26 protein-coding genes are annotated in these 25,790 nt (G+C 63.2%); 9 read left to right on the top strand and 17 right to left on the bottom strand.

Annotated elements, in window-relative coordinates; all coding sequences use genetic code 11:
- Positions 1-52 precede the first annotated feature (52 nt).
- From FE851_RS03285 to FE851_RS03275, 3 genes are all read left to right on the top strand, one after another.
- Positions 53-601 (top strand): shikimate kinase, encoded by a 549-nt coding sequence (locus FE851_RS03285; RefSeq protein ID WP_017182805.1) that lies wholly within the window; start codon positions 53-55, stop codon positions 599-601.
- Entirely contained in the window at positions 592-1,698 is a 1,107-nt protein-coding gene (gene aroB / locus FE851_RS03280) for a 3-dehydroquinate synthase (RefSeq protein ID WP_145199783.1), read from the top strand. The genes FE851_RS03285 and aroB overlap by 10 nt, the downstream gene beginning before the upstream one ends.
- A gap of 284 nt (positions 1,699-1,982) precedes the next feature.
- Positions 1,983-2,318 carry a hypothetical protein gene (locus FE851_RS03275; RefSeq protein ID WP_107124111.1) on the top strand — a complete coding sequence of 112 codons (336 nt, stop codon included), beginning with the start codon at positions 1,983-1,985 and terminating at the stop codon, positions 2,316-2,318.
- Positions 2,319-2,434: 116 nt separating this feature from the next.
- Here the strand turns inward: FE851_RS03275 and rpmE are convergent, their stop codons facing one another.
- The 12 genes from rpmE to rpsB form a co-directional block, all read right to left on the bottom strand.
- Entirely contained in the window at positions 2,435-2,659 is a 225-nt protein-coding gene (gene rpmE, locus FE851_RS03270; RefSeq protein ID WP_006954711.1) for a 50S ribosomal protein L31, read from the bottom strand.
- A 189-nt stretch (positions 2,660-2,848) separates the two neighbouring features.
- Positions 2,849-3,328, bottom strand: coding sequence for a 3-hydroxyacyl-ACP dehydratase FabZ (gene fabZ, locus FE851_RS03265; RefSeq protein WP_130752492.1), 480 nt, complete (start codon positions 3,326-3,328; stop codon positions 2,849-2,851).
- 6 nt (positions 3,329-3,334) lie between these two features.
- On the bottom strand, positions 3,335-3,991 hold the full coding sequence (locus tag FE851_RS03260) for an OmpH family outer membrane protein (RefSeq protein ID WP_017182801.1): 657 nt from the start codon (positions 3,989-3,991) through the stop codon (positions 3,335-3,337).
- A complete protein-coding gene (bamA, locus tag FE851_RS03255) occupies positions 3,991-6,678 on the bottom strand; it encodes an outer membrane protein assembly factor BamA (protein ID WP_186378738.1) in 2,688 nt (895 codons plus the stop codon). Before bamA ends, FE851_RS03260 begins: the two co-directional genes overlap by 1 nt.
- A gap of 87 nt (positions 6,679-6,765) precedes the next feature.
- Positions 6,766-7,899, bottom strand: coding sequence for an RIP metalloprotease RseP (rseP, locus tag FE851_RS03250; RefSeq protein WP_017182799.1), 1,134 nt, complete (start codon positions 7,897-7,899; stop codon positions 6,766-6,768).
- Entirely contained in the window at positions 7,896-9,056 is a 1,161-nt protein-coding gene (locus FE851_RS03245) for a 1-deoxy-D-xylulose-5-phosphate reductoisomerase (protein WP_145199777.1), read from the bottom strand. Before FE851_RS03245 ends, rseP begins: the two co-directional genes overlap by 4 nt.
- The gene (locus FE851_RS03240; protein ID WP_017182797.1) at positions 9,053-9,829 is read right to left on the bottom strand and encodes a phosphatidate cytidylyltransferase; all 777 of its coding nucleotides are present in this window, start codon (positions 9,827-9,829) and stop codon (positions 9,053-9,055) included. The genes FE851_RS03245 and FE851_RS03240 overlap by 4 nt, the downstream gene beginning before the upstream one ends.
- 5 nt (positions 9,830-9,834) lie before the next feature.
- Positions 9,835-10,575: an isoprenyl transferase gene (locus FE851_RS03235; protein WP_019051688.1), complete on the bottom strand. Its 741-nt coding sequence runs from the start codon at positions 10,573-10,575 to the stop codon at positions 9,835-9,837.
- A gap of 43 nt (positions 10,576-10,618) precedes the next feature.
- On the bottom strand, positions 10,619-11,176 hold the full coding sequence (gene frr, locus FE851_RS03230) for a ribosome recycling factor (RefSeq protein ID WP_017182795.1): 558 nt from the start codon (positions 11,174-11,176) through the stop codon (positions 10,619-10,621).
- 4 nt (positions 11,177-11,180) lie between these two features.
- Positions 11,181-11,906: a UMP kinase gene (pyrH, locus tag FE851_RS03225; protein ID WP_017182794.1), complete on the bottom strand. Its 726-nt coding sequence runs from the start codon at positions 11,904-11,906 to the stop codon at positions 11,181-11,183.
- A gap of 180 nt (positions 11,907-12,086) precedes the next feature.
- Positions 12,087-13,016 (bottom strand): translation elongation factor Ts, encoded by a 930-nt coding sequence (tsf, locus tag FE851_RS03220; RefSeq protein WP_017182793.1) that lies wholly within the window; start codon positions 13,014-13,016, stop codon positions 12,087-12,089.
- A 112-nt stretch (positions 13,017-13,128) separates the two neighbouring features.
- Positions 13,129-13,887, bottom strand: coding sequence for a 30S ribosomal protein S2 (gene rpsB, locus FE851_RS03215; protein WP_017182792.1), 759 nt, complete (start codon positions 13,885-13,887; stop codon positions 13,129-13,131).
- 257 nt (positions 13,888-14,144) lie between these two features.
- Between rpsB and FE851_RS03210 the strand changes: the two genes are divergently transcribed.
- Complete coding sequence (locus tag FE851_RS03210; protein WP_017182791.1) at positions 14,145-14,372, top strand: hypothetical protein; 228 nt, start codon at positions 14,145-14,147, stop codon at positions 14,370-14,372.
- Between the two features lie 6 nt (positions 14,373-14,378).
- On the opposite strand, the gene FE851_RS03205 is transcribed toward FE851_RS03210, so the two are convergent.
- On the bottom strand, positions 14,379-15,107 hold the full coding sequence (locus FE851_RS03205; RefSeq protein WP_019051686.1) for a CDP-alcohol phosphatidyltransferase family protein: 729 nt from the start codon (positions 15,105-15,107) through the stop codon (positions 14,379-14,381).
- Positions 15,108-15,157: 50 nt separating this feature from the next.
- Positions 15,158-15,892, bottom strand: coding sequence for a phosphatidylserine decarboxylase (locus tag FE851_RS03200; protein ID WP_017182789.1), 735 nt, complete (start codon positions 15,890-15,892; stop codon positions 15,158-15,160).
- Positions 15,893-16,060: 168 nt separating this feature from the next.
- On the opposite strand from FE851_RS03200, the gene FE851_RS03195 reads away from it, so the two are divergent.
- The 3 genes from FE851_RS03195 to FE851_RS03185 all read left to right on the top strand — a co-directional run bounded on the left by FE851_RS03195 (position 16,061) and on the right by FE851_RS03185 (position 19,482).
- Positions 16,061-17,281, top strand: coding sequence for an NADP-dependent isocitrate dehydrogenase (locus FE851_RS03195; protein WP_017182788.1), 1,221 nt, complete (start codon positions 16,061-16,063; stop codon positions 17,279-17,281).
- Positions 17,282-17,415: 134 nt separating this feature from the next.
- Entirely contained in the window at positions 17,416-19,029 is a 1,614-nt protein-coding gene (locus FE851_RS03190; protein ID WP_017182787.1) for a bifunctional GNAT family N-acetyltransferase/carbon-nitrogen hydrolase family protein, read from the top strand.
- Between the two features lie 129 nt (positions 19,030-19,158).
- A complete protein-coding gene (locus FE851_RS03185; RefSeq protein WP_145199774.1) occupies positions 19,159-19,482 on the top strand; it encodes a hypothetical protein in 324 nt (107 codons plus the stop codon).
- Between the two features lie 360 nt (positions 19,483-19,842).
- Here FE851_RS03185 and glmS read toward each other — a convergent pair whose 3' ends face one another.
- The 3 genes from glmS to glmU all read right to left on the bottom strand — a co-directional run bounded on the left by glmS (position 19,843) and on the right by glmU (position 24,043).
- The gene (gene glmS, locus FE851_RS03175) at positions 19,843-21,666 is read right to left on the bottom strand and encodes a glutamine--fructose-6-phosphate transaminase (isomerizing) (RefSeq protein ID WP_145199768.1); all 1,824 of its coding nucleotides are present in this window, start codon (positions 21,664-21,666) and stop codon (positions 19,843-19,845) included.
- A gap of 129 nt (positions 21,667-21,795) precedes the next feature.
- A complete protein-coding gene (locus tag FE851_RS03170) occupies positions 21,796-22,665 on the bottom strand; it encodes a metallophosphoesterase (RefSeq protein WP_145199765.1) in 870 nt (289 codons plus the stop codon).
- Between the two features lie 85 nt (positions 22,666-22,750).
- Positions 22,751-24,043 (bottom strand): bifunctional UDP-N-acetylglucosamine diphosphorylase/glucosamine-1-phosphate N-acetyltransferase GlmU, encoded by a 1,293-nt coding sequence (gene glmU / locus FE851_RS03165; RefSeq protein ID WP_261370967.1) that lies wholly within the window; start codon positions 24,041-24,043, stop codon positions 22,751-22,753.
- A gap of 160 nt (positions 24,044-24,203) precedes the next feature.
- On the opposite strand from glmU, the gene gph reads away from it, so the two are divergent.
- Complete coding sequence (gph, locus tag FE851_RS03160; RefSeq protein ID WP_186378736.1) at positions 24,204-24,872, top strand: phosphoglycolate phosphatase; 669 nt, start codon at positions 24,204-24,206, stop codon at positions 24,870-24,872.
- Positions 24,869-25,630: an enoyl-CoA hydratase/isomerase family protein gene (locus FE851_RS03155; RefSeq protein WP_145199760.1), complete on the top strand. Its 762-nt coding sequence runs from the start codon at positions 24,869-24,871 to the stop codon at positions 25,628-25,630. The genes gph and FE851_RS03155 overlap by 4 nt, the downstream gene beginning before the upstream one ends.
- Positions 25,631-25,790 lie beyond the last annotated feature (160 nt).

Below are 25,790 nucleotides of genomic sequence, written 5' to 3'. Positions count from 1 at the left end.
GGGAAAGATGCGATTTGCCTCTGTGACGGCTGGCTGTATAGCCCCGGTCGCCATGCAGCGAAACAGCAAATTCCCCGCTACTCACGCCAAGCGCGGTCCCATCGTCCTGGTAGGCATGATGGGCGTGGGCAAATCCACCGTCGGACGGCGGCTTGCCGCGCGGCTTGGCGTCGCTTTCGTCGATGCCGATGAAGAGATTGAAAAAGCCGCCGGGCTCTCCATTACGGAGATTTTCGCCCGCTATGGCGAACCCCATTTCCGCGACGGCGAACGCCGCGTGATAGCCCGGCTGATGGACGGCGCGCCCAAGGTGATCGCGACCGGCGGCGGCGCTTTCATGCAGGATGACACGCGCGCGCTGATCCTGGATCAGGCGACCGCGATATGGCTGGACGCCGACATCGACGTGCTGGTCGATCGCGTGTCGCGCCGCGAAGGCCGCCCCCTGCTCAAGGATCGCGATCCCCGCACGGTGCTGACGGATCTGGCCGCAGTGCGCAATCCGGTTTACGCGCTCGCCCCCATTCATGTGAAAAGCATAGCGGCGCCCCACGACATCACGGTCGACCGCATCATGGAGCATCTGACGGCATGGCAATAGTCCCGGTCGCGCTCGGCGCGCGCAGCTATGACATCATCGTGGAACAGGGCGCGCTCGACCGCGCTGGCGCCATCCTGGCCCCTTATGCGCGCAAGGGCCGGATCGTCATCGTCACTGACGCCCATGTCGCCGCCGCCCAGCTTCCCCGGCTCGACGCCAGCCTGCGCGCCGCAAATGTGACGCTGGAACCGATCATCCTGCCGCCGGGCGAACAGACGAAGAGCTGGCGGCATCTGGAACAATTGCTCGACGCGCTGCTGGCGCTGGAGATTGAGCGCGGCGATCATGTCGTGGCCCTTGGCGGCGGCGTGATCGGCGATCTCGTCGGCTTTGCCGCCTCCATCCTCAAGCGCGGCTGCCACTTCATTCAGGTGCCCACCACGCTGCTGGCCCAGGTCGATTCGTCAGTCGGCGGCAAGACCGCGATCAACACGGCGGCAGGCAAGAATCTGATCGGCAGCTTCTACCAGCCCGCCCTTGTCCTGATCGACCCGTCGACGCTCGACAGCCTGCCCCAACGCGAAACCCGCGCGGGCTATGCCGAAGTCGTCAAATATGGCCTGATCGACGATCCCGATTTCTTCGGCTGGTGCGAAGCCAATGCGCAGGCGTTGCTGGCCGGTGATCCCGAAGCCCGCACCATCGCGATCAAACGCAGCGTCCGCGCCAAGGCGGCGATCGTCGCCGATGACGAGCGCGAAACGTCAGGCCGCCGCGCCCTGCTCAACCTTGGCCACACATTCGGCCACGCGCTGGAGGCCGACACCGGCTTTTGCGATACGCTGCTGCATGGTGAGGGCGTCGCGGCCGGCATGGCGCTCGCCTTCCGCTATTCCGCGCATCTCGGCCTTTGCCCCCAATCCGATGCCGATCGCGTCACCGCGCATCTCAAAGCCGTCGGTCTGCCCCACAATCTCGCCACCGCCCACGTCACCGCCAACGGCACGGCGCTGGTCGGCCATATGCTCCACGACAAGAAAATGGCGGCCGGCACCCTCCCCTTCCTCCTCGCCCGCGGCATCGGCCAGACATTCCTGTCAAAAGATGTCGTACTGGACGACGTGGCGGCGTTTCTGGACGCGGATCGATCAGCCTGAAGACTGCCGCGCTCTTAGAGGGCGCAGAGCGGTTGGACGGGAAGCGACCAGAAGCGCCCGCACATTCCTCCCCTGCAAGGGAGGGGGACCACGAAGTGGTGGAGGGGTGTCGCCCTATCGAGAGGCTGATACCCCTCCGTCTGGCCTACGGCCATCCCCCTCCCCTTACAGGGGAGGATGATCGGGAACGACCATTTGCCGACGCTAAGCAACTTCGCAATTCGGCTCAAAACCGGACGCTCGAAAGCATTGCTGTTCATCACAGCCCTCCGCATAATAAGCTCATGAAAAACATCCAGATCATTGACGGTGCGCTCAATGCGACCTTCAGCCTGTTTCAAGCCACTGACGATGAATTTGGTGCGATTTTTGTCGGGAATAGTGACATGGCAATCATTGAGGACGTGTTTGCGCGTCTTGGGGACGCCGAAGCGGGCCGCGTTATTTCGCCTCTGTGGGATCGCCCCATTCTGAAGAGCGAAGCGCAGGGGATACATGGAACGCTATTCTACGACTATGATGACCGGCGAGAAATCTTCCCGCCATCAATGCGTGAGGTTGATTGGGATGAGCTTTCTATCAATCAGGCGCAAAGAGAACTGTTTCGCGCAAAGCGGTAAGGCTGCTTCCACCTGAAACTGCGAGCGAAGCCGCCAGTCCACTCCCACCCATCACCGCCACCAACAAAAAGGGCGCCTCGCGGGCGCCCTTTTCATTTCTGCCTTTGTAAGGCCGATTACTTCTTCAGCGTCAGGCCGCCAAAGCGCTTGTTGAAGCGCGCCACCTGGCCGCCCTGATCCAGCTGACGCTGGCCACCGATCCATGCCGGATGCGACTTGGGGTCGATGTCGAGCGCCATCTTGTCGCCTTCCTTGCCCCAGGTCGAACGGGTCTGGAACGTCGTACCGTCGGTCATCTGGACGGTGATCATGTGGTAGTCGGGGTGAATATCGGCCTTCATGGCGTCGTGCTCCGTAATGTGCCGGTTCCGACCGGCTGTGGATGCGGGAAAAGTGCGAAGGCGCGCCGTTAGCGGGTTTGACGCCTTGTGGCAATAGTCCGTCATCCCGGCGAAAGCTGGGATCTTACTTTTCCTCGGATGCGACAGAGGAAGCGAGACCCCAGCTTTCGCTGGGGTGACAGGAATAGTTCAATCCTTGGGCGGGTCGCTGATCATCGCGACGAACTGTGCTTCCGCGGCCAGCTTGTCGCCCAGCATCGCCTTGCCCGCAAATTTGCAGATCGCGCCACGATTCTGGGTCACTTCGACATGCAGGTCGAGCAGACAGCCTGGCTCCACCGGCGACCGGAATTTCGCACCGTCGATGCTCATGAAATAGACGAGCTTGCCCGAATCGGCCAGGTTCATCGATTCCACCGCCAGCACGCCCGCCGCCTGCGCCATCGCTTCGACGATCAGCACGCCCGGCATGATCGGCCGGGTCGGGAAATGGCCCTGAAAAAAGGGTTCGTTCACCGACACCGCCTTGATCGCGTGGATCGACTGATTAGGCACCAGCGACACCACGCGGTCGATCAGCAGCATCGGGTAACGATGCGGCAGCGCGGCCATGACCCGACGGACATCCATCGGGCCACGCGCGCTGATCGTTTCAACCTCTCCCGTCATTATCTATCAGCGCGACTTGGGGGCCTGCGCCGGGTTGGCAGGCGCGGCAGCCGGGGCTGCGGCCTGACCCTGACGGCCCGGCTGCCAGCCGGCCGGCGGCGTGATCGACACGCTGGGCACCAGTGCGTTGATTTCGGTCACGACGGCATCGGTAATGTCGACGGTCGGCTGATAGGACACGGTCGCATCGGGGGCCAGCACCAGATCGACCTTCGCCTTCGCCATCGCCGCCTTCAGCGCGTCGGACAGCTTGGCCGTGATCTGTTCTTCGACATAGGCGTTGGCCAGCGCGATCGGCTGGCCCATGCGCTGCAGTTCGGCCTGGGCGCTCTGCTGCGACTGCTGGAACGCCTGATACTGGGTCTCGATCGCCGGGGTCGGCTTGTTGCCCGCTGCGGTCAGCGCCTTCTGGATCGCGTCGCCCTTCGTCTTGAGGTCGGCGTCGATCGCAGTCTTGCGCGCGTTGAACGCATCGATCTGCGGCTTGTAGGTCGTCTGCATCTGGGTGCGGGCGACGGTATAGGCGGCGCTGGTGCCGACCGCGCGCTGCAGGTCAGCGACGGCAATGCCCATCTTGGACTGGGCTGCGGCCGGAACGGCGGTCAGCGCAATGGCGGTCATCGGCGCGAAAACGAGCGCCGCAGCCTTGATAATGGTCTTCATCAGAATTGAGTCCCTACGTTGAAGGTGATGAGCTTGGTGTCGTCCCCTGGTTCTTTCAGCAGCGCCTTGGCGATGTCGATACGGAACGGGCCGAAGGGCGAGTTCCAGTTGACGCCAAAGCCGACCGACAGGCGCGGCTTGAGCGTGTCGCCGAGATATTCTTCCTCGAAATTGCCGCCCGAGAAGGTGAAATTGGTGCCGCAGACCGGCGCCCGCGCCGTGCCGGTGGCGCGTACCCGCGTCGATCCGGTCGGTGCGTTGGTCGTTGGGTCGCAATAGCCGGCGAAGCTGCCATTGCCATTGATCAGCACCGGATCCTTGATGCCGGCCACCGCGCCCGCATCGACAAAGATCGAAGGCCGCAGCCCCATTTCACGCGCGCCCGATCCCAGCGGTATCTCCACTTCGGCCCGCGCCTGGTAATAGATGCGACCTCCCAGCGCGTCGTCGGTGATGTTGTTCCGGCCAGCGACCCGGTCATAACCGGTGATGTTGTTGTTCTCATCGGTCGTGGCCTGGAGGAAGTAACGCTTCACCCGCGGACCCACGCCGCGGATGTTGAAGCCGCGAAACTGTGGTTCGCCAAGGAAGAACCGATCAACCAGCCGGATGCGCTCGGTCGGGTTGCCGTCCGGGTCGAGCCGTTCGCCTTCCAGCGAATGAATGTAGCCGCCTTCACCCGACAGGGAGAAGATGAAGCCCGCGCCCAGCGGCCAGAATTTGGAGGCGTTGACGCGCGTGCGGACATATTTGACGCTGCCGCCCAGACCCGCGAAATCCTGGCTTAGCACCACGTTGTTGCCCCGCGTCGGGCGGATGCGGTTGTCGCGCGTGTCATAAATCAGCGAGTAGCCCAGCGACGATGTCGTGCGCTTGCCAATCGCGTCGCACAGATAGCGACCGGCGAGCAGCGGATCGCAACGCTCGGCCAGCGGACCCGCGCCATCGGGATCGGAATAATAGGTCGCCCTGTCGAGCGTCACATCATCGAAATTGAGGCTGTAACGCAGCGCCAGCGACATATATTCGGTGATCGGCACGCCGGCCCGGATCTGAAAGCCGGTCGTCGTCTGTTCATAGGTCGTATCGCGACTGTTGGTCCCGTTGCCCAGGAACCGGAAGCTGTTGAGATCACGGCGATAGATGTCGCCGCCCAGCGCGATATTCTTGTCCATGAAATAGGGTTCGGTGAACCCGACTTCGACCGACTTGCTATAGGCCGAATAATTGACCGACGTGCGCAGTTCCTGGCCCTTGCCCCGGAAATTGCGCTGGGTAATCGACGCGGACACGATGAAGCGTTCCAGCGACGAGAAACCGGCCGACAGCGACAATTCGCCGGTCGATTTTTCCTGCACATTGGTTTCCAGGATGATCCGGTCAGGCGCGGAACCGGGCTTCTGCTCCACGTCCAGCTTCTCCTGGAAGAAGCCGAGCGAATTGATCCGGTCCTTCGACCGCTTGACCAGGAAGCTGTTGAAGGCGTCCCCTTCCGCCAGACGGAATTCGCGGCGTACCACCTTGTCCTGCGTCAACGTATTGCCGTTGATGTCCACCCGCTCGACATAGACGCGCGGCGCATTGGCGATGCGGAAATTGATCCCCATCGTCAGCGTATCCTTGTCGCGCTGGAAATCGGGCGACACGTCTGCGAACGCATAGCCGAACAGGCCGGCAGTCTCGCTCAGCGTATCGACCGTATCCTCGACCAGCTTGGCGTTATACCAGTCGCCCTTCTTCATCGGCAGGCGCTTGGTCAGCCCATCGCCCGACAGGTCGCGAATGTCGGATTCGACCTTCACATCGCCAAATTTGTAGCGATCGCCCTCTTCCACCACATAGGTGATGATGAAGTCCTGCTTGTCCGGCGTCAGTTCCGCCACGGCCGAAATCACCCGGAAATCGGCATAGCCTTCGGTCAGGTAGAATTGGCGCAGCTTCTGCTGGTCATAGGCCAGGCGATCGGGATCATAGCTGGTGCCCGACGAAAAGATGCGGAACCAGCGCGACTGCTTGGTCACCATCTGGCTGCGCAGTTCGCCGTCCTTGAACTTGTCATTGCCGATGATGTTGATCTGGCGGACCTTGGACTTGGGCCCTTCGGTAATTTCAAAGACAATGTCGACGCGATTCTGGTCGAGCTGCACCATCTTGGGTTCGACGCTGGCGGCAAAGCGGCCCTGACGACGATAGAGTTCGATGATGCGGGCCACATCAGCGCGGACCTTGGAACGGGTGTAGATCTGACGCGGGGCCAGCTTGATTTCGGGCCGGATCTTGTCGTCCTTCAGGCGCTTGTTGCCTTCCAGCACGATGCGGTTGATGACCGGGTTTTCCTTCACCTCGACCGTCAGCGTGCCATTGTCGTTGCGGATCTGGACGTCGGCGAACAGTTCGGTCTCGTACAGGTCGCGCAGACCCTGATCGAGCGTTTCCTGGGTGAAGGGCTGGCCGACGCGCAGCTTGGTGTAGGACAGGATTGTGTCCGGCTCCAGCCGCTGGGTGCCGGTGACATTGATTGCGCGGATCGTACCCGCCGGTGCCGGGGCAACGGGCGGCGCTAGCGTCGGTGCACCGGCCGAGGGAGCGGCCTGCTGCGCCTTTGCCGGAACCGCTGTCAGCCCGGCGATCATCGTCGTCGCCAACAGGGCCGTGACGACCGGGCGCTGCCTCTTGCTGCTCATCATCGCTGTCACCCGCATCACCTCAAACAGTATAAAATTGTTTCCGCCGACACAGACGACGCCAAACCGCGCCTCCCTGCCCCATGCGCGTCAGCCGATCAAGCCGGACAGGCTTTTCCAAAGCCCGAAAGACGACAAATCGTTGAAAGTCACCAGCACCATCATGGTCAGCAGCGCCGCCAGGCCAGATTTATAGGCCCATTCCTGCACCCGTTCGCTGACCGGCCGCCGTTGCACCGCCTCTATCCCGTAAAACAGCAGATGCCCGCCATCCAGCATCGGGATTGGCAACAAGTTGATGAACCCCAAGTTAATCGAGATAAGCGCGACGAAGAAGATGAAGCTTTCCAGCCCCATCGTCGCCGCCTGCCCGGAAACCTGCGCGATCTTCAACGGGCCGCCCAATTCCTTGACCGATCGGCCACCACTGATGATCTGGCCCATCGTCTCGACCATGGTGCGGACGATCTGCCCTGTCCGCTCCACAGCGACCACCGGTGCACGCAACAGGCTTACCGGCTCGACCACCGGATCGCCGGGGGCCAGCCCCAACCGGCCGATCTGGAACTTGTTCCCAAAACCGTCATCCTCGGTCACGCTGCCGATCTTGCCGTCCTTGGCGAACGTCCTGCCATCGCGCTCGATCACCATGGCGACCGCTTCGCCGGGACGGATCTGGGCATAGAGGCGAATATCGTCGAAGGTCGTCATCTCGCGCCCGCCCAGCGACACGATCCGGTCGCCCGGCAATATCCCCGCTGCCGCCGCCGCGCTGCCCGGCTGCACCTGTCCCGCAACCGCCGGAGTCCGGCTTTCGCCATGCACGAAGGCGAACGTCGCCAATATCAGGATCGCGAACAGGAAATTGATCGCCGGCCCCGCCGCCACGATCGCCGCGCGCTGCCACAGCGGCTTGGCGGGAAAGCTCTGCGCCCGCTCGGCGGCGGGCAGTTCCAGCCAGGCCGGGTCAGTCATGCTGGCCGCGTTCATGTCGCCCTTGAAGCGGACATAGCCACCCAGCGGCAGCGCCGCGACACGCCAGCGCGTGCCGCGCTTGTCGACCCAGGCGAACAGTTCCGGCCCGAAGCCGATCGAAAACGCCTCCGCCTTCACCCCGCACCAGCGCCCGACCAGATAATGGCCCAGCTCATGCACGAAAACGAGCGGCCCGATGACCGCTACAAATGCCAGAACAGTCAGCAGAAAACCGGGATTGTGGATCAAACCGTCAATCTTTCCATCACATCGCCCGCCACGGCACGCGCACCGGCGTCCGCCGCCAACACGTCTTCAATCGTGGAGGGCGTCGGCGCGCTATAGCGGTTCAATACTTCCTCCACAATCATGGCGATATCAAGGAAGCCGATCCTGCCGCCCAGAAACGCCGCAACCGCCGCCTCATTGGCAGCGTTCAGGATCGCGGGCATCGCCCCGCCAGCCGCCGCCGCTTCGCGCGTCAGGCGCAAAGCGGGGAAGCGATCCTGATCGGGCGCCTCGAAATCCAGCCGGCCGATCCGGGCCAGGTCGAGCGGCTGGCACGGCGTCGCGATCCGCTGGGGCCAGGCGAGCGCATGGGCGATCGGTATCCGCATATCGGGCGATCCCAGCTGCGCCAGCGTCGATCGGTCGCGATATTCGACCATCGAATGGATCACGGACTGCGGGTGGACCAATATCTCGATCCGGTCGAGGCCGACGGGGAACAGATGCGCCGCCTCGATCAGCTCCAGCCCCTTGTTCATCATCGTCGCGCTATCGACGCTGATCTTGGCCCCCATCGACCAGTTGGGATGCGCCACCGCCTGCGCGGGGGTGATGTCGGCCATCTCCGCCCGGCTGCGGGTGCGGAACGGCCCGCCGCTGGCGGTCAGCGTAATGCGCGCGACATCTTCTAAAGAACTACCGGCAAGGCATTGGAAAATCGCATTATGCTCACTGTCCACGGGCAATAATGTCGTGCCCGAAACGCCAGCCGCCGCCATCATCAGCCCGCCCGCCGACACCAGCGATTCCTTGTTGGCCAGCGCGACCGTGCCGCCCGCCTTCAGCGCCGCCATGGTCGGTCGCAGCCCTGCGCACCCCACGATCGCCGCCATCGTCCAGTCCGCCCCGGCCCCCGCGACATCGACCAGCGCCTGCTCGCCCGCCGCCGCCTCGATCCCCGACCCGGCCAGCGCCTCCTTCAGCGCGCCGTACAGCCGCTCCTGACCGATGACCGCCACCTTGGCGCCCGCCTCCCGCGCCAGCGCCGCCAGACTGTCCAGGTCACTGTTCGCCGTCAGCGCCACCACGTCATAGGCGTCGCGATCCCGCCGGATCAGGTCCAGCGTCGATTGGCCCACCGACCCAGTCGCGCCGAAAATCGAAACCTTCCGCGTCATCGCAGCACCAGCATCAGATAGAGCAGGGCCGCCAGCGGCGCGGCGGTCACCACCCCGTCCAGCCGGTCCAGCACGCCGCCATGACCCGGCAGCAGCGATCCGCTATCCTTGACTCCCGCCCGCCGCTTCATCGCGCTTTCCAGCAAATCGCCCGCCTGTGCCGCCACCGCGAGCAGGCCGCTTGCCGCCGCCAGTTCGATCGGCAGCCCGGCAAAACGGTGCAACAGAAACCCGATCAGCAACGCCGCCACTACGCCGCCACCCAGCCCGGACCAGGTCTTCGACGGGCTGATCCGCGGCGCCAGCTTCGGTCCGCCGATCGAACGGCCCGCAAAATAGGCCCCAATATCCGTCGCCCACACCAGGGCCAGCGCCCAGAGCGCCAGCGTCAGGCCAAAGATGTTCGGCCCCTGCCCGCGCAGGAACAGCAGCGCCATGACCGGCAGGCAGACATACAGGACACCCAGCGCCAGCCGGACGGATCGGGTCGCCCCGATCACGAACAGGAAAGCCGCAACCAGCAGGCCGATCGCAAACCAGGACAGGCCAGCGGCCAGCGGGCATAATATCGCCAGCGGCACCGAAACCGCGTACATCGACAATTTCTTGTGATCGGCCGATGCGCCGCTCAGGTCCGCCCATTCGGCCTGCATCAGCACGCCAGCCACCGACAGCAGCGCCCAGAACAGCAGCCCGCCAGACAGCAACGCACCCAGCGCCACTGCAATCAGTACGACGCCCACGACGGCGCGGGTGCGCAATTCACTGCCCATGCCGCTCACAGCCCGCCGAAACGGCGGTCCCTCAAACGGAAAGCATCCAGCGCCTGCGCCAGCGCCTGAGCGTCGAAATCGGGCCACAGCATGTCGGTGAAATACAACTCGGCATAGGCCGCCTGCCACAGCATGAAATTGCTCAGGCGCTGCTCGCCCGACGTGCGGATCAGCAGGTCGAGCGGCGGCAGATCAGCCGTGTCGAGCGCCGCATCAATATCGCCCACGCCAATCGCGTCGGCGGCAATCTCGCCCGCCGCGACCCGCTGCGCCATAGCCTGGACCGCACGCACCATCTCATCCTGCGCGCCATAGTTGAGCGCGATCGCGATGATCGGCCCGCTATTGCCCGCGGTGCGCGCGACCGCCTCATCGATCAGCGCGACCAGAGAAGGCTCCAGCGCCTTGTAATTGCCGATGATCCGCAACCGCACGCCATTGGCATGAAATTCGTCCAGATCCGCCTTGATGAAATGGCGCAGCAGCCCCATCAGGTCGGCCACTTCGCTAGCGGGCCGCTTCCAGTTTTCCGACGAGAAAGCGTAGAGCGTCAGACACTCCAGCCCCATCTCCCGCGCAGCGCGCGACACGCGCCGCACCGCTTCTACCCCGGCACGATGACCGGCGATACGCGGCAGCAGCCGCTTCTTCGCCCAGCGACCATTGCCGTCCATGATGATGGCGACATGGCGCGCGCCATGGGCGGGCGCGGCCTGGGACAGATCGGGCCGGACTTGCGTCGCCATCAGTCGGTGGGGGTTGCGCGGATCATGGGCGGAACATCCCGGCTTACTGGCCGAGAATTTCCTTTTCCTTGGCCGCGAAGGTCGCATCCAGCTCGGCAATCACGCCGTCGGTCAGCTTCTGGACTTCGGCTTCCTTGCGCTTGCGTTCGTCCTCGCTGATTTCGCCCTTCTTCTCGTCGGCCTTCAGGCTGTCCATGCCGTCGCGCCGCACGTTGCGCACCGCGATGCGCGCCGCTTCGGCATATTTGCTCGCCAGCTTGGCCAGTTCCTTGCGGCGTTCCTCGGTCAGGTCGGGGATCGGCAGGCGCAGCGTCTGTCCATCGACGATGGGGTTCAGGCCCAGCCCCGCAGACCGGATCGCCTTGTCCACCGGCCCCACATTGGTCTTGTCCCACACCTGCACCGACAACATGCGCGGTTCGGGCGCGGATACGGTCGCCACCTGATTGAGCGGCATCGATGCGCCATAGACGGTGACCGTCACCGGATCGAGCAGCATCACATTGGCACGCCCGGTGCGCAGGCCCGAAAGATCGCCCTTGAGCGATTCGACCGCGCCAGCCATGCGGCGTTCCAGGTCCGATTTGTCATATTGCGCCATGTGATCAGCTCTCCTGATTTTGTACGATCGTCGCCACGCCCTGCCCGGCCAGCACAGTTGCCAGATTGCCGGTTTCGCGGATGTTGAACACGACGATGGGAATATGATTGTCACGGCACAGCGCAATCGCGCTGGCGTCCATGACCTTGAGATTATCGTTCAGCACCCGGTCGAAACTGATTTCGTCATATCGGGTGGCGCTGGGCACCTTCTTGGGATCGGCATTATAAACGCCGTCCACGCTGGTGCCCTTGAAGATCGCGTCGCAATTCATTTCGGCCGCGCGCAGGGCGGCGGTCGTGTCGGTGGTGAAGAAGGGGTTGCCCGTGCCAGCCGCGAAGATGACGATCCGGCCCTTTTCCATATGCCGCACCGCCTTGCGCCGGATATAGGGTTCGCACACCGACGCCATCGGAATTGCCGACTGGACGCGCGTATCGCACCCCATCTTCTCCAGGGCATTCTGTACCGCCAGCGCGTTCATGACGGTTGCCAGCATGCCCATATAGTCGGCGCTGGTGCGGTCAAAACCCTTGGCAGCGCCGGCCAGACCACGGAAGATATTGCCGCCGCCCACCACGACGCACAGCTCGAACCCGGCTTCCTTGGCCGCGGCGATCTCCCCTGCGACCCGATCGACGGTTTCGGGGTCTATCCCGAACTGGCCCGATCCCATCAGCACCTCGCCAGACAATTTCAGCAATATGCGCTTGAAGGATGGCCGGGTCATGCGGGGCAAATTCCATCTGGTCGGGGCCCAACTCTGGGCAAGGAAATGGCGCGCACCTTAGCAGTGCGCGCCAGTATGTGAAGCGGGGTTTTGGCGATTCACGCCACCCCCTTGTCCGTTCGCTGCGCGTCTGTCGAGCGAAGTTTCCCGACCGACGCGCCAAAGCGAACCGACTATGCGTCAGGCAACGCCAGCCGCTGCCGCGACTTCGGCGGCAAAGTCGCTGACTTCCTTTTCGATGCCTTCGCCCAGCTGGAAGCGGACATAGCTCGTCAGGGTGATCGACGCGCCCGCTTCCTTGGCGGCCTTGGCCACCACGTCGGCGATCGGGGTCTTGTTGTCCATCACGAACAGCTGCGACAGAAGCGCATTTTCCTTGGCATATTTGGCCACCGCGCCATCGACCATCTTGGCGATGATCTCGGCGGGCTTGCCCGATTCGGCGGCCTTCTCGGTCGCGATGGCGCGCTCACGCTCCAACTGGACCGGATCGATGTCGGCAGCCGACAGCGCCAGCGGGAAGGCAGCGGCGATGTGCATCGCGATCTGCTTGCCCAGCGTTTCCATCGTGTCGGCAGGCGCATCGCCTTCCAGCGCGACGAGCACGCCGATCTTGCCCAGGCCCGGTGCGGCGGCGTTGTGAACATAGGGAACGACGACGCCCTGGTTCACCGACACATGCGCGACGCGACGGACATTCTGATTTTCGCCGATGGTCGCGATGTTGGCGACCAGCTTTTCGGACACGGTGCCGCCCGACGGATAGGATGCCGCCAGCAGCGCTTCAGCATCGCTCACGCCGCTTTCCAGCGCGATGGTCGACACGGTGCGGACGAAATCCTGGAACTGCTCGTTCTTGGCAACGAAATCGGTTTCGCTGTTCACTTCGACGGCAACGCCCTTCGTCCCGGCAACGGCGACGCCGACCAGGCCTTCGGCCGCGGTACGGCTCGACTTCTTCTGCGCAGCGGCCAGACCCTTGGCGCGCAGCCAGTCGGTCGCCGCTTCGATGTCGCCGTTTGTTTCGGTCAGCGCCTTCTTGCAATCCATCATGCCGGCGCCCGAACGGTCGCGCAGTTCCTTGACGGTGGCGGCGGTAATATCGGCCATGTTTCGGCTCCTAATATATTTGTGGTTCAAACAAGCGGGTCTTGAACAAGCACTAGGGCGCGTCTCCAAAGAGCGCGCCCTAGCCTGTCAGTCTTACGGTTGTGCGACGCCTTCAGGCTTCGGCGACAACCTCTTCAGCCATCGGCTCGTCCATCGCGCCCAGGTCGACACCCGAAGCCTGCTGCGCACCACGGTTGCCCTTGGTGGCGGCGGCGGCAATGGCCTCGCAATACAGGCGGATGGCGCGGCTGGCGTCGTCGTTCGCGGGAACCGGGAAAGCGATGCCGTCGGGCGAAACGTTGGAATCGAGGATCGCAACGACCGGGATACCCAGCGTATTGGCTTCCTTGATCGCCAGCTCTTCCTTGTTGGCGTCGATCACGAACATGACGTCGGGAATGCCGTTCATGTCACGGATGCCGCCCAGCGACAGTTCCAGCTTCTCGCGCTCGCGAGTCATCTGGAGCACTTCCTTCTTGGTGAAGCCATGGGTGTCGCCCGACAGCTTTTCCTCAAGGGTCTTGAGACGCTTGATCGAACCCGAAATCGTCTTCCAGTTGGTGAGCATGCCGCCCAGCCAGCGATGGTTGACGAAATGCTGGCCGGACTTGCGCGCAGCGTCAGCGATCGGGTCCTGCGCCTGGCGCTTGGTGCCCACGAACAGCACCTTGCCGCCAGCGGCTACGGTGGACGACACGAAGTCGAGCGCACGGCCGAACAAAGGCACGGTCTGCGACAGGTCGAGAATGTGGATGCCGTTGCGCTCGCCGAAGATGTACGGCTTCATGCGCGGGTTCCAGCGATGCGTCTGGTGGCCGAAATGCGCGCCAGCGTCGATCAATTGGTGCATGGTGACGACAGGTGCCGCCATAAGATATTCTCCTTCCGGTTGTGCCTCTGGGAATCAGGAACCAGGAAGGAGCCTCAAAGACCCCGCCGGCACCGGATATGTCGATTCCCATGTGGAATAGGGCGCGCCTTTAACGGCAGGCGAAACATTGCGCAAGGGGTTGACTTGCCCCAAAGATAGGAACATAACGTGAACAAGCGGAACAAATGGGCCTAACCGCCGTTTGAACCGACATTGTGGGACAAGCCGTGCAAATGGCAAGATAGAAAGTGATCTCCATGTTCACATTCGTTGCAGTGACCCTGTTTACCCTGGCCTTCATGATGGCCATCGGCACGATCGCGTGGATGCTGCTCCACTATCATGACAAAATGGTGGCGGCCTTGCTGTTCCAGCCCATTCCGCAGGACGCGCCCGTCTATCATGTCCGTATCCGCCGCCCGCGCGTCATCCCCTCCGCGCGCAGCGCCAACCGCGCCCTGCCAAACGGCATGCTCGCCGCTTGACGATATTCAGGCGGGGCCGGGATTGGCCTCGCGCTGACGGCGGACCTTGGCGTAGGACAGAATGCCGAACGGGATCAGCGCCACATATATGCCGCAGATCAGCAGCAGCGTCAGCCAGGGATCGGTCGCCAGCGAGGCGGCCAGCAATCCGGCCAGGGCAATCGTTTCCAGCCTGATCCGCTTGCGCAACCGCAAGGCCGACCAGCTATAGGTCGCAATGTTGGAAATCATCAGGAAGGCGATGAACGCGGTCCAGGGCGCCACGACATACCAGGCCTGGAAAATCGGTTCCCCCGTCACCAGCCACAGATAGAGCGGCACGAAGGTCAACCCTGCGCCAGCGGGCGCAGGCACGCCGGTCAGGAAGCCAGCCGACTTGTGCGGCTGCACATCGACATCGATATTGGCGTTAAACCGCGCCAACCGCAGGGCACAGGACAGCGCGTGAGCGAGCGCGAAGATCCAGCCGAATTTGGGCATCGCATAGAGCGACCATAGATACAGGATCAGCGAAGGCGCCACGCCGAACGCAATCGAATCGGACAGCGAATCCAGTTCCGCGCCAAAGCGGCTTTCACCACGCAGCAACCGGGCGATTCGCCCGTCCAGGCCATCCAGCACGCCTGCGAACAGGATGGACAGGACCGCCCGCTCCCATTCACCCGATATGCCATACCGCACGCCGGTCAGGCCAAAGCACAGCGCCATTGCCGTCACCGCATTGGGCGCAACCATCCGCAGGGTGATTCCCCGGCGCAACCCCCGTGGCACGGCGCGGCGCTGCCTCACTGTTGGATGCCCGCAATGACGCGGCGGTCGCCGACCTGGCCCAATATGGTCTCGCCCGCGACCGTTCGTTGCCCCAATATCACACGCGGCGCCGTCCCGGCGGGCAGGTACACATCCACCCGGCTGCCAAAGCGGATCAGGCCGATGCGCTGCCCCGCCGCCACCATGTCACCGGGCTTGACGAAGGGTACGATCCGCCGCGCGACCAGACCCGCAATCTGGGTGAAGCCGATCCGCAGCCCGTCGTGCCGCTCGACCAATATATGCTGGCGCTCATTATCTTCGCTCGCCTTGTCCAGGTCCGCGTTCAGGAACTTGCCCGAAATATAGACCACCGACTTGATTGTCCCGCCGATCGGCGTGCGATTGATATGGACGTCGAACACGCTCATGAAGATGGACACGCGGATCAACGGCTGATCGCCAAGACCCGCCGCCCCCGCCATCTCGCGCGGCGGCGGCACTTTCTGGATCAGCGTCACCAGACCATCGGCGGGCGCAATGATCGCGCCTTCATCCTGCGGCACCGCCCGCACCGGATCGCGGAAGAAGGCCAGCACCCACATCGTCACGATCAGCATCAGCCAGCCGACCACTTCCCAACCCATCAGAAAGAAAACGCCCGTGATAGCCGCAGCGATCAGGCCGAATTTCACGCCTTCCGGATGAACCTGGGGGAAGCGCCATTTTACATTGCCGCCGGCGGCAATCGTGATCTCGTTATTTTCCATAGCCACCGTCTTTAGGGAGAGACCCTCGCCCTGACAACGACCGATGCCGCGCTATGTATCCTTGCCTGTCCGGAACGCCAGAATCCCTGCCAGAACGGTTGAACATTGGCCGCGCTTTGCCTAGGGCGTTTTGCAAATCCACCCAGAATGAAGAAGGCGAACAGGCGCATGGCGAAGATCAAGGTGAAAAACCCGGTCGTGGAAATTGACGGCGACGAAATGACCAGGATCATCTGGCAATGGATTCGCGAACGCCTGATCCTCCCCTATCTCGACATCGACCTGAAATATTACGACCTGAGCGTCGAAAAGCGCGACGAGACCAATGATCAGATCACGGTCGATGCCGCCAATGCCATCAAGGAATATGGCGTCGGCGTAAAGTGCGCCACCATCACCCCGGACGAACAGCGGGTCGAGGAATTCAACCTCAAGCAGATGTGGAAGTCGCCCAACGGCACCATCCGCAACATCCTGGGCGGCGTCGTGTTCCGCGAACCCATCGTCATCAAGAATGTCCCCCGCCTCGTTCCCGGCTGGACCGACCCGATCGTCATCGGCCGTCACGCCTTTGGCGACCAGTATAAGGCGACCGACTTTCTGGTCCCCAGCGCCGGCAAGCTGACCATGGTGTGGGACGGCGACAATGGCGAAAAGATCGAAAAGGAAGTGTTCAACTTCCCGGCCGCCGGCGTTGCCATGGGCATGTATAATCTCGACCAGTCGATCATCGACTTTGCCAAGGCGAGCATGAACTATGCGCTCGACCGCAAATGGCCGCTCTACCTGTCGACCAAGAATACCATCCTGAAGGCCTATGACGGCCGCTTCAAGGATCTGTTCCAGCAGGTGTTCGACGAAGAATTTGCCGACCGGTTCAAGGCGGCGGGCATCGTGTACGAACATCGCCTGATCGACGACATGGTCGCCTCCGCGCTCAAGTGGAGCGGCAAGTTCGTCTGGGCCTGCAAAAATTATGACGGCGACGTCCAGTCGGACACCGTCGCGCAGGGCTTCGGCTCGCTCGGCCTGATGACCTCCGTGCTCCTCTCGCCCGATGGCAAGACGGTCGAGGCCGAAGCCGCCCACGGCACCGTCACCCGCCACTATCGCCAGCATCAGCAGGGCAAGGCGACCTCGACCAACCCGATCGCCTCGATCTTCGCCTGGACCCAGGGACTTGCTTTCCGCGGCAAGTTCGACGGCACGCCCGACGTCACCAAATTCGCCGAAACGCTGGAGCGCGTCTGCGTCAAGACTGTCGAGGATGGCGCGATGACCAAGGATCTGGCGCTGCTGATCGGCCCGGAACAGGCATGGATGACCACGGAACAGTTTTTCGAAACGATCCGCGTCAATCTGGAAGCCGAAATGGCGACATGGAACTGATAGCCGCTTGAGGCTTTCAATTCGCAAACGGAACGAGGCGGCGCCGTGCAACGGAGCCGCCTTTTTCACGACTGGCCAACCGACCGGAAGGAAATCTCTCTCCGTTCGGGACTGACCTTACAGGAGACGCGCAGATGACAACGACAGCCCGCAAACGCCTGGAAGTCCGCACCGCCGTGCCGTCCGACGTGCGCGCCATCCTGCGGCTGATAGCCCGCGTCTATCCGGGCCTGCCCAATTATTCCCCCGCGACAGTCCGGGGCCAGATCAACAATTTCCCCGATGGCTGTTTCGTCGCGCTCTACGACAATAAGGTCGTGGGCTATTGCGCGACCATGCGGGTCAGCAAATCGATGGCCTTCTCCCCCCATGACTGGGACGAAATCACCGCCAACGGCTTTGGCACCCGCCACAGCGCGGCGGGCGAATGGCTCTATGGCTACGAAATGGCGGTCGATCCCAAGCTGCGCGGCCTGCGCATTGGCCAGCGCATCTATGACGAGCGCAAGGAACTGGTCGAACAACTCGACCTGCACGGCATCGTCATCGCCGGTCGCATGCCCGGCTATCTGCGCACCAAGCGCAAAGTGGACGGACCGAAAGATTATCTCGACAAGGTCGTGCAGGGCAAGATCCGCGACCAGGTGGTCAGCTTCCAGCTAAAAAACGGCTTCGAACCGCTCGGCGTCCTCGAAAATTACCTGCCGGAGGACAAGCAATCGGACGGCCATGCCGCGCATCTGGTATGGCGCAATCCCTATGTCGACCCGGACGAAGCGCCCGAAATGCGCGTCCCGCGCGGCGTCGAAAGCGTCCGCCTCGCCACTTGCCAGCTACAGGCGCGCGCCGTGCAGGATTTTGACGAGTTTATCCGCAACATCGAATATTTCGTCGATGTCGCCGCCGACTACCGCTCGGACTTCATCGTCTTTCCCGAACTCTTCACCCTGCCCCTCCTGTCGTTCGAAACGAAAAAGCTCAACCCGATGGAGGCGATCGACAAGCTCACCAACTATACGCCCCGCCTGACCAAGGAATTGGGCCGCATGGCGCTGGAATATAATATCAACATCATCGGCGGTTCCCACCCGACCCGCGCCGATGATGGCGACATCCAGAATATCGCCTATGTCGCGCTCCGCGACGGATCGCTCCACACCCAGGAAAAAATCCACCCGACCCCCAACGAAGCCTTCTGGTGGAATATCAAGGGCGGCGACGCGCTGGACGTGATCCAGACCGACTGCGGGCCGATCGGCGTCCTCATCTGCTACGACAGCGAATTTCCCGAACTCGCCCGCCGCCTGGTGGATCAGGGCGCGCGCATCATCTTCGTCCCTTTCTGCACCGATTCCCGCGCCGGCTATATGCGCGTGCGCTATTGCGCGCAGGCCCGCGCGATCGAAAATCAATGCTATGTCGTCATGTCGGGCAATGTCGGCAACCTGCCCAATGTCGACAATATGGACATCCAATATGCCCAGAGCGCCATCCTGACCCCCTGCGACCTGCCCTTCGCACGGGACGGGATTGCGGCGGAATCATCCGAAAATGTCGAAACCCTGACCATGGCCGACGTAAATCTGGCTGACCTCAGCTGGGCCCGCGCCGAAGGCACCGTCCGCAACCTGCGCGACCGGCGCTTCGATCTCTATCATATCGAATGGGACAACAACCCCGACCACGCCCACGCCCAGAGCGGCGGCCCGGTCCCGGCAGGCGGCCATAATTCGCCTGGGGGTGGGTGATGGACGATAAGGGTGGGTGGCGGCCTGCCGGCTTTCGGAGCATAAAGGAGGCGATTGGGCACGAGGAGCCAACTCGATAATGTCTGGGAATCAAACCCATGGAGGTCGGGCTTTTTGCGATCTCATTCCATGAAGAAGGGGTTTCGCGAACGCGCAAGCTGGCCGCTTGCTTGGCGGCGCGCGGGCTTAAACGACTGGCCCGCGGTATCTGCACTCGGAGACGACCACGATTGGGCGCGAAAGATGGGAATGGGGTTCGTTGCCGAATTCAGCAATGAAGTTTTGTTTTTGATTGATCGGGATTGGTTCGGCTGGCCTGATCCGCCCCGATGGGGACTGGCATCGTTTGATCCGGCCAATGGAAAGTGGAACCTGTGGGGCAACTTTTCAGATTTGCCTTCTGCGTGGACTGTTCCTGCCGCCCTAGATGGACCGGAACGAAACCCTACTTAGTCCGGCTCTGGGCCAGATTTATTTGCAATTGATTGACCGGCTTTTAGTCGTTCCCGATCATCCTCCCCTGTAAGGGGAGGTGGATGGCCGTAGGCCAGACGGAGGGGTGTCCCCCTCTCGATAGGGTGACACCCCTCCACCACTTCGTGGTCCCCCTCCCCTTGCTGGGGAGGAATTTGCGGACGCTTCTGGGCAATTTCCACCCCCGCAACCCCGTTCGCCCTGAGCCTGTCGAAGGGCCGCACTTTCTCCGTGCATTCTTACCCACTGCAAGAAAGAACAGGGCTTCGACAAGCTCAGCCCGAACGCTAGTGGGTGGCAGCTTCCGATCGTCAACTGACCCGGACCCGCATCCCCCGCTCACTCCACCGTAACACTCTTCGCCAGATTCCGTGGCTGGTCCACATCAGTCCCCTTGGCCACCGCGACATGATAGGCCAGCAATTGCACCGGCACCGCATAGACCAAAGGCGCGATCAGCGGGTGGACGTTGGGCATCTCGATCGTCGCCATGCAGCCCTCGCCTGCCAGTGCGATCCCTTCCGCGTCCGAAATCAGTACGACCTTGCCGCCCCGCGCCTGCACTTCCTGCATGTTGCTCACGGTTTTCTCGAACAGAGGGCCTGACGGCGCGATCACGATCACCGGCACCGCCTCGTCGATCAGCGCGATCGGGCCATGCTTCATCTCGCCAGCCGCATAGCCCTCGGCGTGAATATAGCTGATTTCCTTGAGCTTGAGCGCCCCTTCCAGCGCCATCGGATAATCCGGCCCGCGCCCCAGATACAGCACGTCACGCGCCGGGGCGATCAGGTGCGCCATCGCCTCTATGTCGCCATCATGGCCCAGCGCCTCGTTCATCGCGGCCGGGGCTTCGGACAGGTGCCAGACGATCTCGGCTTCTTCCGCCGGGGTCAACAGCCCCTTGGCCCGCGCCAGATTGGCGGCCAGCGCGGCCAGCACCGCCAACTGGCAGGTAAAGGCCTTTGTCGACGCCACGCCGATTTCCGGCCCGGCATGGGTCGGTAGCAACAGGTCGGCCTCGCGCGCCATCGAACTGGTCGGGACATTGACCACCACCGCGATGATCTGGTCCGCGGCCCTGGCATGGCGCAGCGCCGCCAGCGTATCGGCCGTCTCGCCCGACTGGCTGATGAACAGCGCCAGGCCGCCGGGTTCCAGTACCGGGTCGCGATAGCGGAACTCGCTCGCGACATCGATATCGACCGGCACGCGGGCGAATTTCTCGAACCAATATTTGGCGACCATCCCGGCATAGAAGCTGGTGCCGCAGGCGACGATGGTGATGCGCTTCACCGCCCCCAGATCGAAATCCATGTCCGGCATGGCGACCTCATTCTCCATCCGGCGCAGATAGGCGCGCAGCGTCTGGGCGACGACGACCGGCTGCTCGTAAATCTCCTTCTGCATGAAGTGGCGATGATTGCCCTTGTCGATCATCGCCCCCGACACGCCGGAGACCGTCACGGCCCGCTCGACCGGCACATTATCCTTGTCGAAAATCTCGGCGCCATTTTTCGTGATGACGACCCAGTCGCCCTCTTCCAGATAGGCGATCTTCTGCGTCAGCGGCGCCAGCGCCAAGGCATCCGACCCCAGATAGGTCTCACCATCGCCATAGCCGACCACCAGAGGCGATCCCAGCCGCGCGCCGATCAGCATGTCGGGATGGCTGCGGAACAGGATCGCCAACGCGAACGCCCCATGCAGACGCGGCAACACTTGGCGCACTGCTTCCTTGGGCGACGCCCCCTGCTCCACCAGTTCGCTCACCAGATGGGCCACCACCTCGGTATCGGTCTGGCTGTCGAAAATGCGCCCCCGCGCCATCAGTTCGGCGCGCAGCGGCTTGAAATTCTCGATAATGCCATTGTGGACCAGCGCCACTTCGCGCGTCGCATGAGGATGCGCGTTGCTGGTCGTCGGCGCGCCATGCGTGGCCCATCGTGTATGCGCGATGCCGGTCGTGCCGGGCAGCGGCTCGTCGCGCAATTCGGTCACCAGATTGGCGAGCTTCCCCTCCGCCCGTCGCCGCTCGATCGCTCCGTCATGAATGGTGGCGACCCCTGCGCTGTCATAGCCGCGATATTCCAGCCGCTTTAGCCCATCGACCAGCCGCTCCGCCACGTCGCTGTTGCTGATGATGCCAATGATGCCGCACATGAGCCGGGGGAGCCTTTCAGAGTTGATAAGGGACGCGGATGCCCGGCGTCTGTGCCGGATAATCGTTAGTATTGCGTGTCACGGCAATGGCCACTCCCGTCAAGGTGGGGCGCGTTCAGTTTAATATGTTCAGTTCGGTGTCGGCTTTATCGTGATCAACCAGATGTCGGGAGGCGCGAGCAACCGGAACGGCAATCCGCTAGTGCCGATCCCGGCCGCGACGATCATCGTCTTGGCTCCATCGCGATACAGGCCGCAACCATAGCGCGTCCCATATTTCGACGACACATAGACGATCCCGGCAAAGGGCAAAGCCACCTGCCCGCAATGGGTATGTCCCACCAGTGTCAGCGACGGCGTGTTCGGCAGAGCGGGAAACACATCCGGCCCGTGCGACAGGATCAGCCGCGCGCCACCCATTCGCGTCATCGCTGTCATCGTATCGGGCAGGTCGGGCTTTCGCGTATAAATATCCTTCAACCCGCCGATCACCAGCGGCCCGCGCCGCACCACGCCATCCTGCAACAGGGTGATGCCGATCCGCGAGAAAGCCACCGCCCAGTCCCGACTGCTCAACGCAACACGGTTCAATGCGCTACGACTGTCATGATTGCCCAGCACCGCCACCACGCCCAGCGGCGCGCGCAGCCCGGCGAGCGGTGCGATGCTTGCCCGCGCATCATAGGTCGCCCCGCCCTTGTCATCGCCAATATAGTCACCGCCCAGCAGGATAAGGCCCGGGCGCAGCGCGTTGATCTGCGCCACGATCCGCGCCATCCGCGCCGGGCTGTTGTCCGGCCCGGACATATGCGTATCGGTCAGCAGCGCGACGGTAACAGGATCGCGCGCCGCGTCGGCCGGGAAAGGCAGCGCGATCTCGGCCAGCCGAACCTGCGGCATGGCGCTGGCGTTCAGGATCAGCCAGCCAGCCCCTGCCAGAATCAGGATCAGCGTACAGACCAGTCCCGCCAACCAGGGATGCCGCTGGACCAGCTTCATCCCACAACGTGCTCCCGCGCAGGCGGGAGCCCAGTCCCACGCTCCGATCTAGGCTCCCGCCTGCGCGGGAGCACGCAGCCTTTTCTCACTTCGCCGCCTTCTTCGCCATCATCCGCGCACGAAACCGCTTGGCCCAGCCCGGCTTGGCTTCCTGCGCGGGTCGGACCAGACACAGCGCGTCGGCCTCCACATTCCGCGTCACCACGCTTCCCGCCGCCACGATCGCATCATCGCCGATCGTCACCGGCGCGACCAGCGCGCTGTTCGACCCGACGAAGGCGCCCGCGCCGATCTCGGTCTTATATTTGAAGAACCCATCATAGTTGCAGGTGATCGTGCCCGCGCCGATATTGGCCCCCGCACCCACGCTGGCATCGCCAATATAGGACAGATGGTTGACCTTGGCCCCTTCGCCCAGTACCGCCTTCTTGATCTCGACGAAATTGCCGACCTTGGCCTTGACGCCGATCTGCGCACCGGGCCGCAGCCGTGCATAGGGGCCGACAGCCGCGCCGCTTTCAATGCTGGCCCCTTCCAGATGGGAAAAAGCGTGGATGACCACCCCGTCCGCTACCCGCACGCCCGGCCCGAACACGACGTTCGGTTCCACCACCACGTCGCGGCCCAATATCGTGTCATGGGCGAAGAACACCGTCTCCGGCGCCACCAGCGTCGCTCCTTCGCGCATCGCCTCTACCCGGCGGCGCGCCTGCCACATTGCCTCCACGCCCGCCAGTTCGACCCGGCTGTTGACGCCCGCCACTTCCCACGCGTCCGTCTCGATCACCGCACTGGGCGCACCGGGCAGCATGATGATGTCGGGCAGATAATATTCGCCAGCGGCATTATCGTTGCCGATCTGGTCCAGCAGGACGAACAGATCGGTCGATCGCACCGCCATCAGCCCGCTATTACACAAAGTGACTGCCCGTTCGGCCTCACTGGCGTCCTTATATTCCACCATCTTCCCGATGATGCCCTGCCCATCGGCAATGATCCGGCCATAGGCGGCAGCGTCGTCCGGTCGGAACCCCAGCACGACCGCGCGCGGATCGTCCCCCCGGTTCAACCGATCGAGCATCGCCCGCATCGTCGCTCCGCTCACGAGCGGTACGTCGCCATAGAGGATCAACACATCGCCCGCGAATCCCGCCAGGGCATCATGTGCCTGTGCAACGGCATGGCCGGTGCCCAGCTGCTTGTCCTGCACCGCGATCACCGCGCCGGTGCCCGCCACCGCCGCCTCGACCTGTTCCCGGCCAGCGCCGACCACCACGACCTGCCGCTCCGGCTCCAGCGCCGCGACGCTCGCCAGCAGGTGCAGCAGCATCGGGCGTCCCGCAACCGGGTGCAACACCTTGTGCAACGACGATTTCATGCGTGTGCCCTGACCGGCGGCAAGGATGACGACGGCCAATGAGCGGGCGACTGGACGGCTGGCGGTCACGATATCTGTGTCCCTCGAAAATGGGTCTGTGGCCTTCGGCTCTGCCATGTTTGGCTTGCCTTTGCCACCGCGCTCGCGGCATGGCGCGGCCATGGCAAACATAAATTTCGATATTGTTGGTTTCGACCTGGACGGCACGTTGATCGACACGAGCGGCGACCTTGCCGCCGCCGTCAACCACGCCATCGCGACGATCGACCGACCGCCTTTCCCGGTGGAGGCCATCCGCCCCTTTGTCGGCAAGGGCGCGAAGGTCATGCTCGAACGCGCGCTGGGTGCGTCGGGCGGCTATGACGACGCGACGCTCGCCCGACTGCTCCCCGTCCTGCTCGACTATTATCAGGATAATCTCAGCGCCCGTTCCGTCCCCTATCCCGGCTTGATCGCCGCGATGGACGCGCTGGCCGCGGCAGGCGTCAAGCTGGCCATCTGCACCAACAAGGCAGAGCGCTTCACCATTCCGCTGATCGATCAGCTTGGCCTGACCCCGCGTTTCGCCAGCATCGTGGGCGGCGACACGGTGGGCGTCGCCAAGCCCGATCCCGCCCCCATCCGCGCCATGATCGAACGCGCGGGCGGTGGCCGGACAATCTTCATCGGCGACACGATCAACGACATAGCGGGCGCGCGCAATGCGGGCATCCCCAGCGTCGCGGTCAGCTTCGGCTTCCTCGACGGCCCGGTCGAGGATCTGGCGGCCGACGCCGTCATCGACCATTTCGACGATCTCGTCCCGCTCCTGCAAAGCTGGCCCACATGAGCTTGCGGCTGGAGCGGGACGGGGCCATCGCCCGCCTGCTGATCGACCGCCCGGCGCGTCGCAACGCCATGACGCAGGCGATGTGGGAAGAGCTGCCCGTGCTGGTGGCGCAGGCGATGACCGACGACGCCGTCCGCGTCCTGATCCTCAGTTCCGCCACGCCCGGCATTTTCTGCGCCGGGGCGGACATCGGCGAATTTGCCCGGCACAGCAGCGACGAAGCCTGGCGCATAGCCAATCAGGCCGCGATCCGCGCCAGCCAATATGCGCTCGCCCATGCGCCAAAGCCGGTGATCGCGGCCATTGACGGCGATTGTGTCGGCGGCGGTTGCGGCCTCGCCATCGCCTGCGACCTGCGCATCGCCGCCCCCACCGCCCGGCTGGGCATCACGCCTGCGAAGCTCGGCATCGTCTATTCGCTGTTCGACACCAAATTGCTGGTCGATCTGGTGGGTCCGGCCCGTGCCAGACGCATCCTTTTCACCGGCGCGCTGCACGGCGCGAACGATGCCCTCGCCATCGGCCTGATCGACGAGATCGCCGACGATCCCTTCGCCGCCGCAACGGCTTTGGCCCGCACCATCGCCACCAACGCGCAGCACAGCGTACGCGCGTCCAAGGCGATTATCCGTCGCATATTGGACGGTCAGGCCGATGATGACGAGGTGACGCTGGCGATGTTCCGCGACGCCTTCACCCTGCCCGATTTTGCCGAGGGCGTGGCTGCCTTTCAGGCGAAGAGGCGACCTGATTTTTAGAGTCGGATGACTTCACCTTGACCCGTTCGTTTCGAGCGAAGTCGAGAAACCGTGGTGCTACGTTTCTCGACTTCGCTCGAAACGAACGGAGGTTTTATCAGGATCTGCTTCCATCCCGGTCGTGAAAAAGGCCTCCGCAATGCGAAGGCCCTCTTCCTAT

The organism is Sphingobium sp. B2 (assembly GCF_007693735.1).
GTDB classification, from domain to species: Bacteria; Pseudomonadota; Alphaproteobacteria; order Sphingomonadales; family Sphingomonadaceae; genus Sphingobium; species Sphingobium xenophagum.
This window is presented reverse-complemented; position numbering and strand designations above follow the sequence as displayed.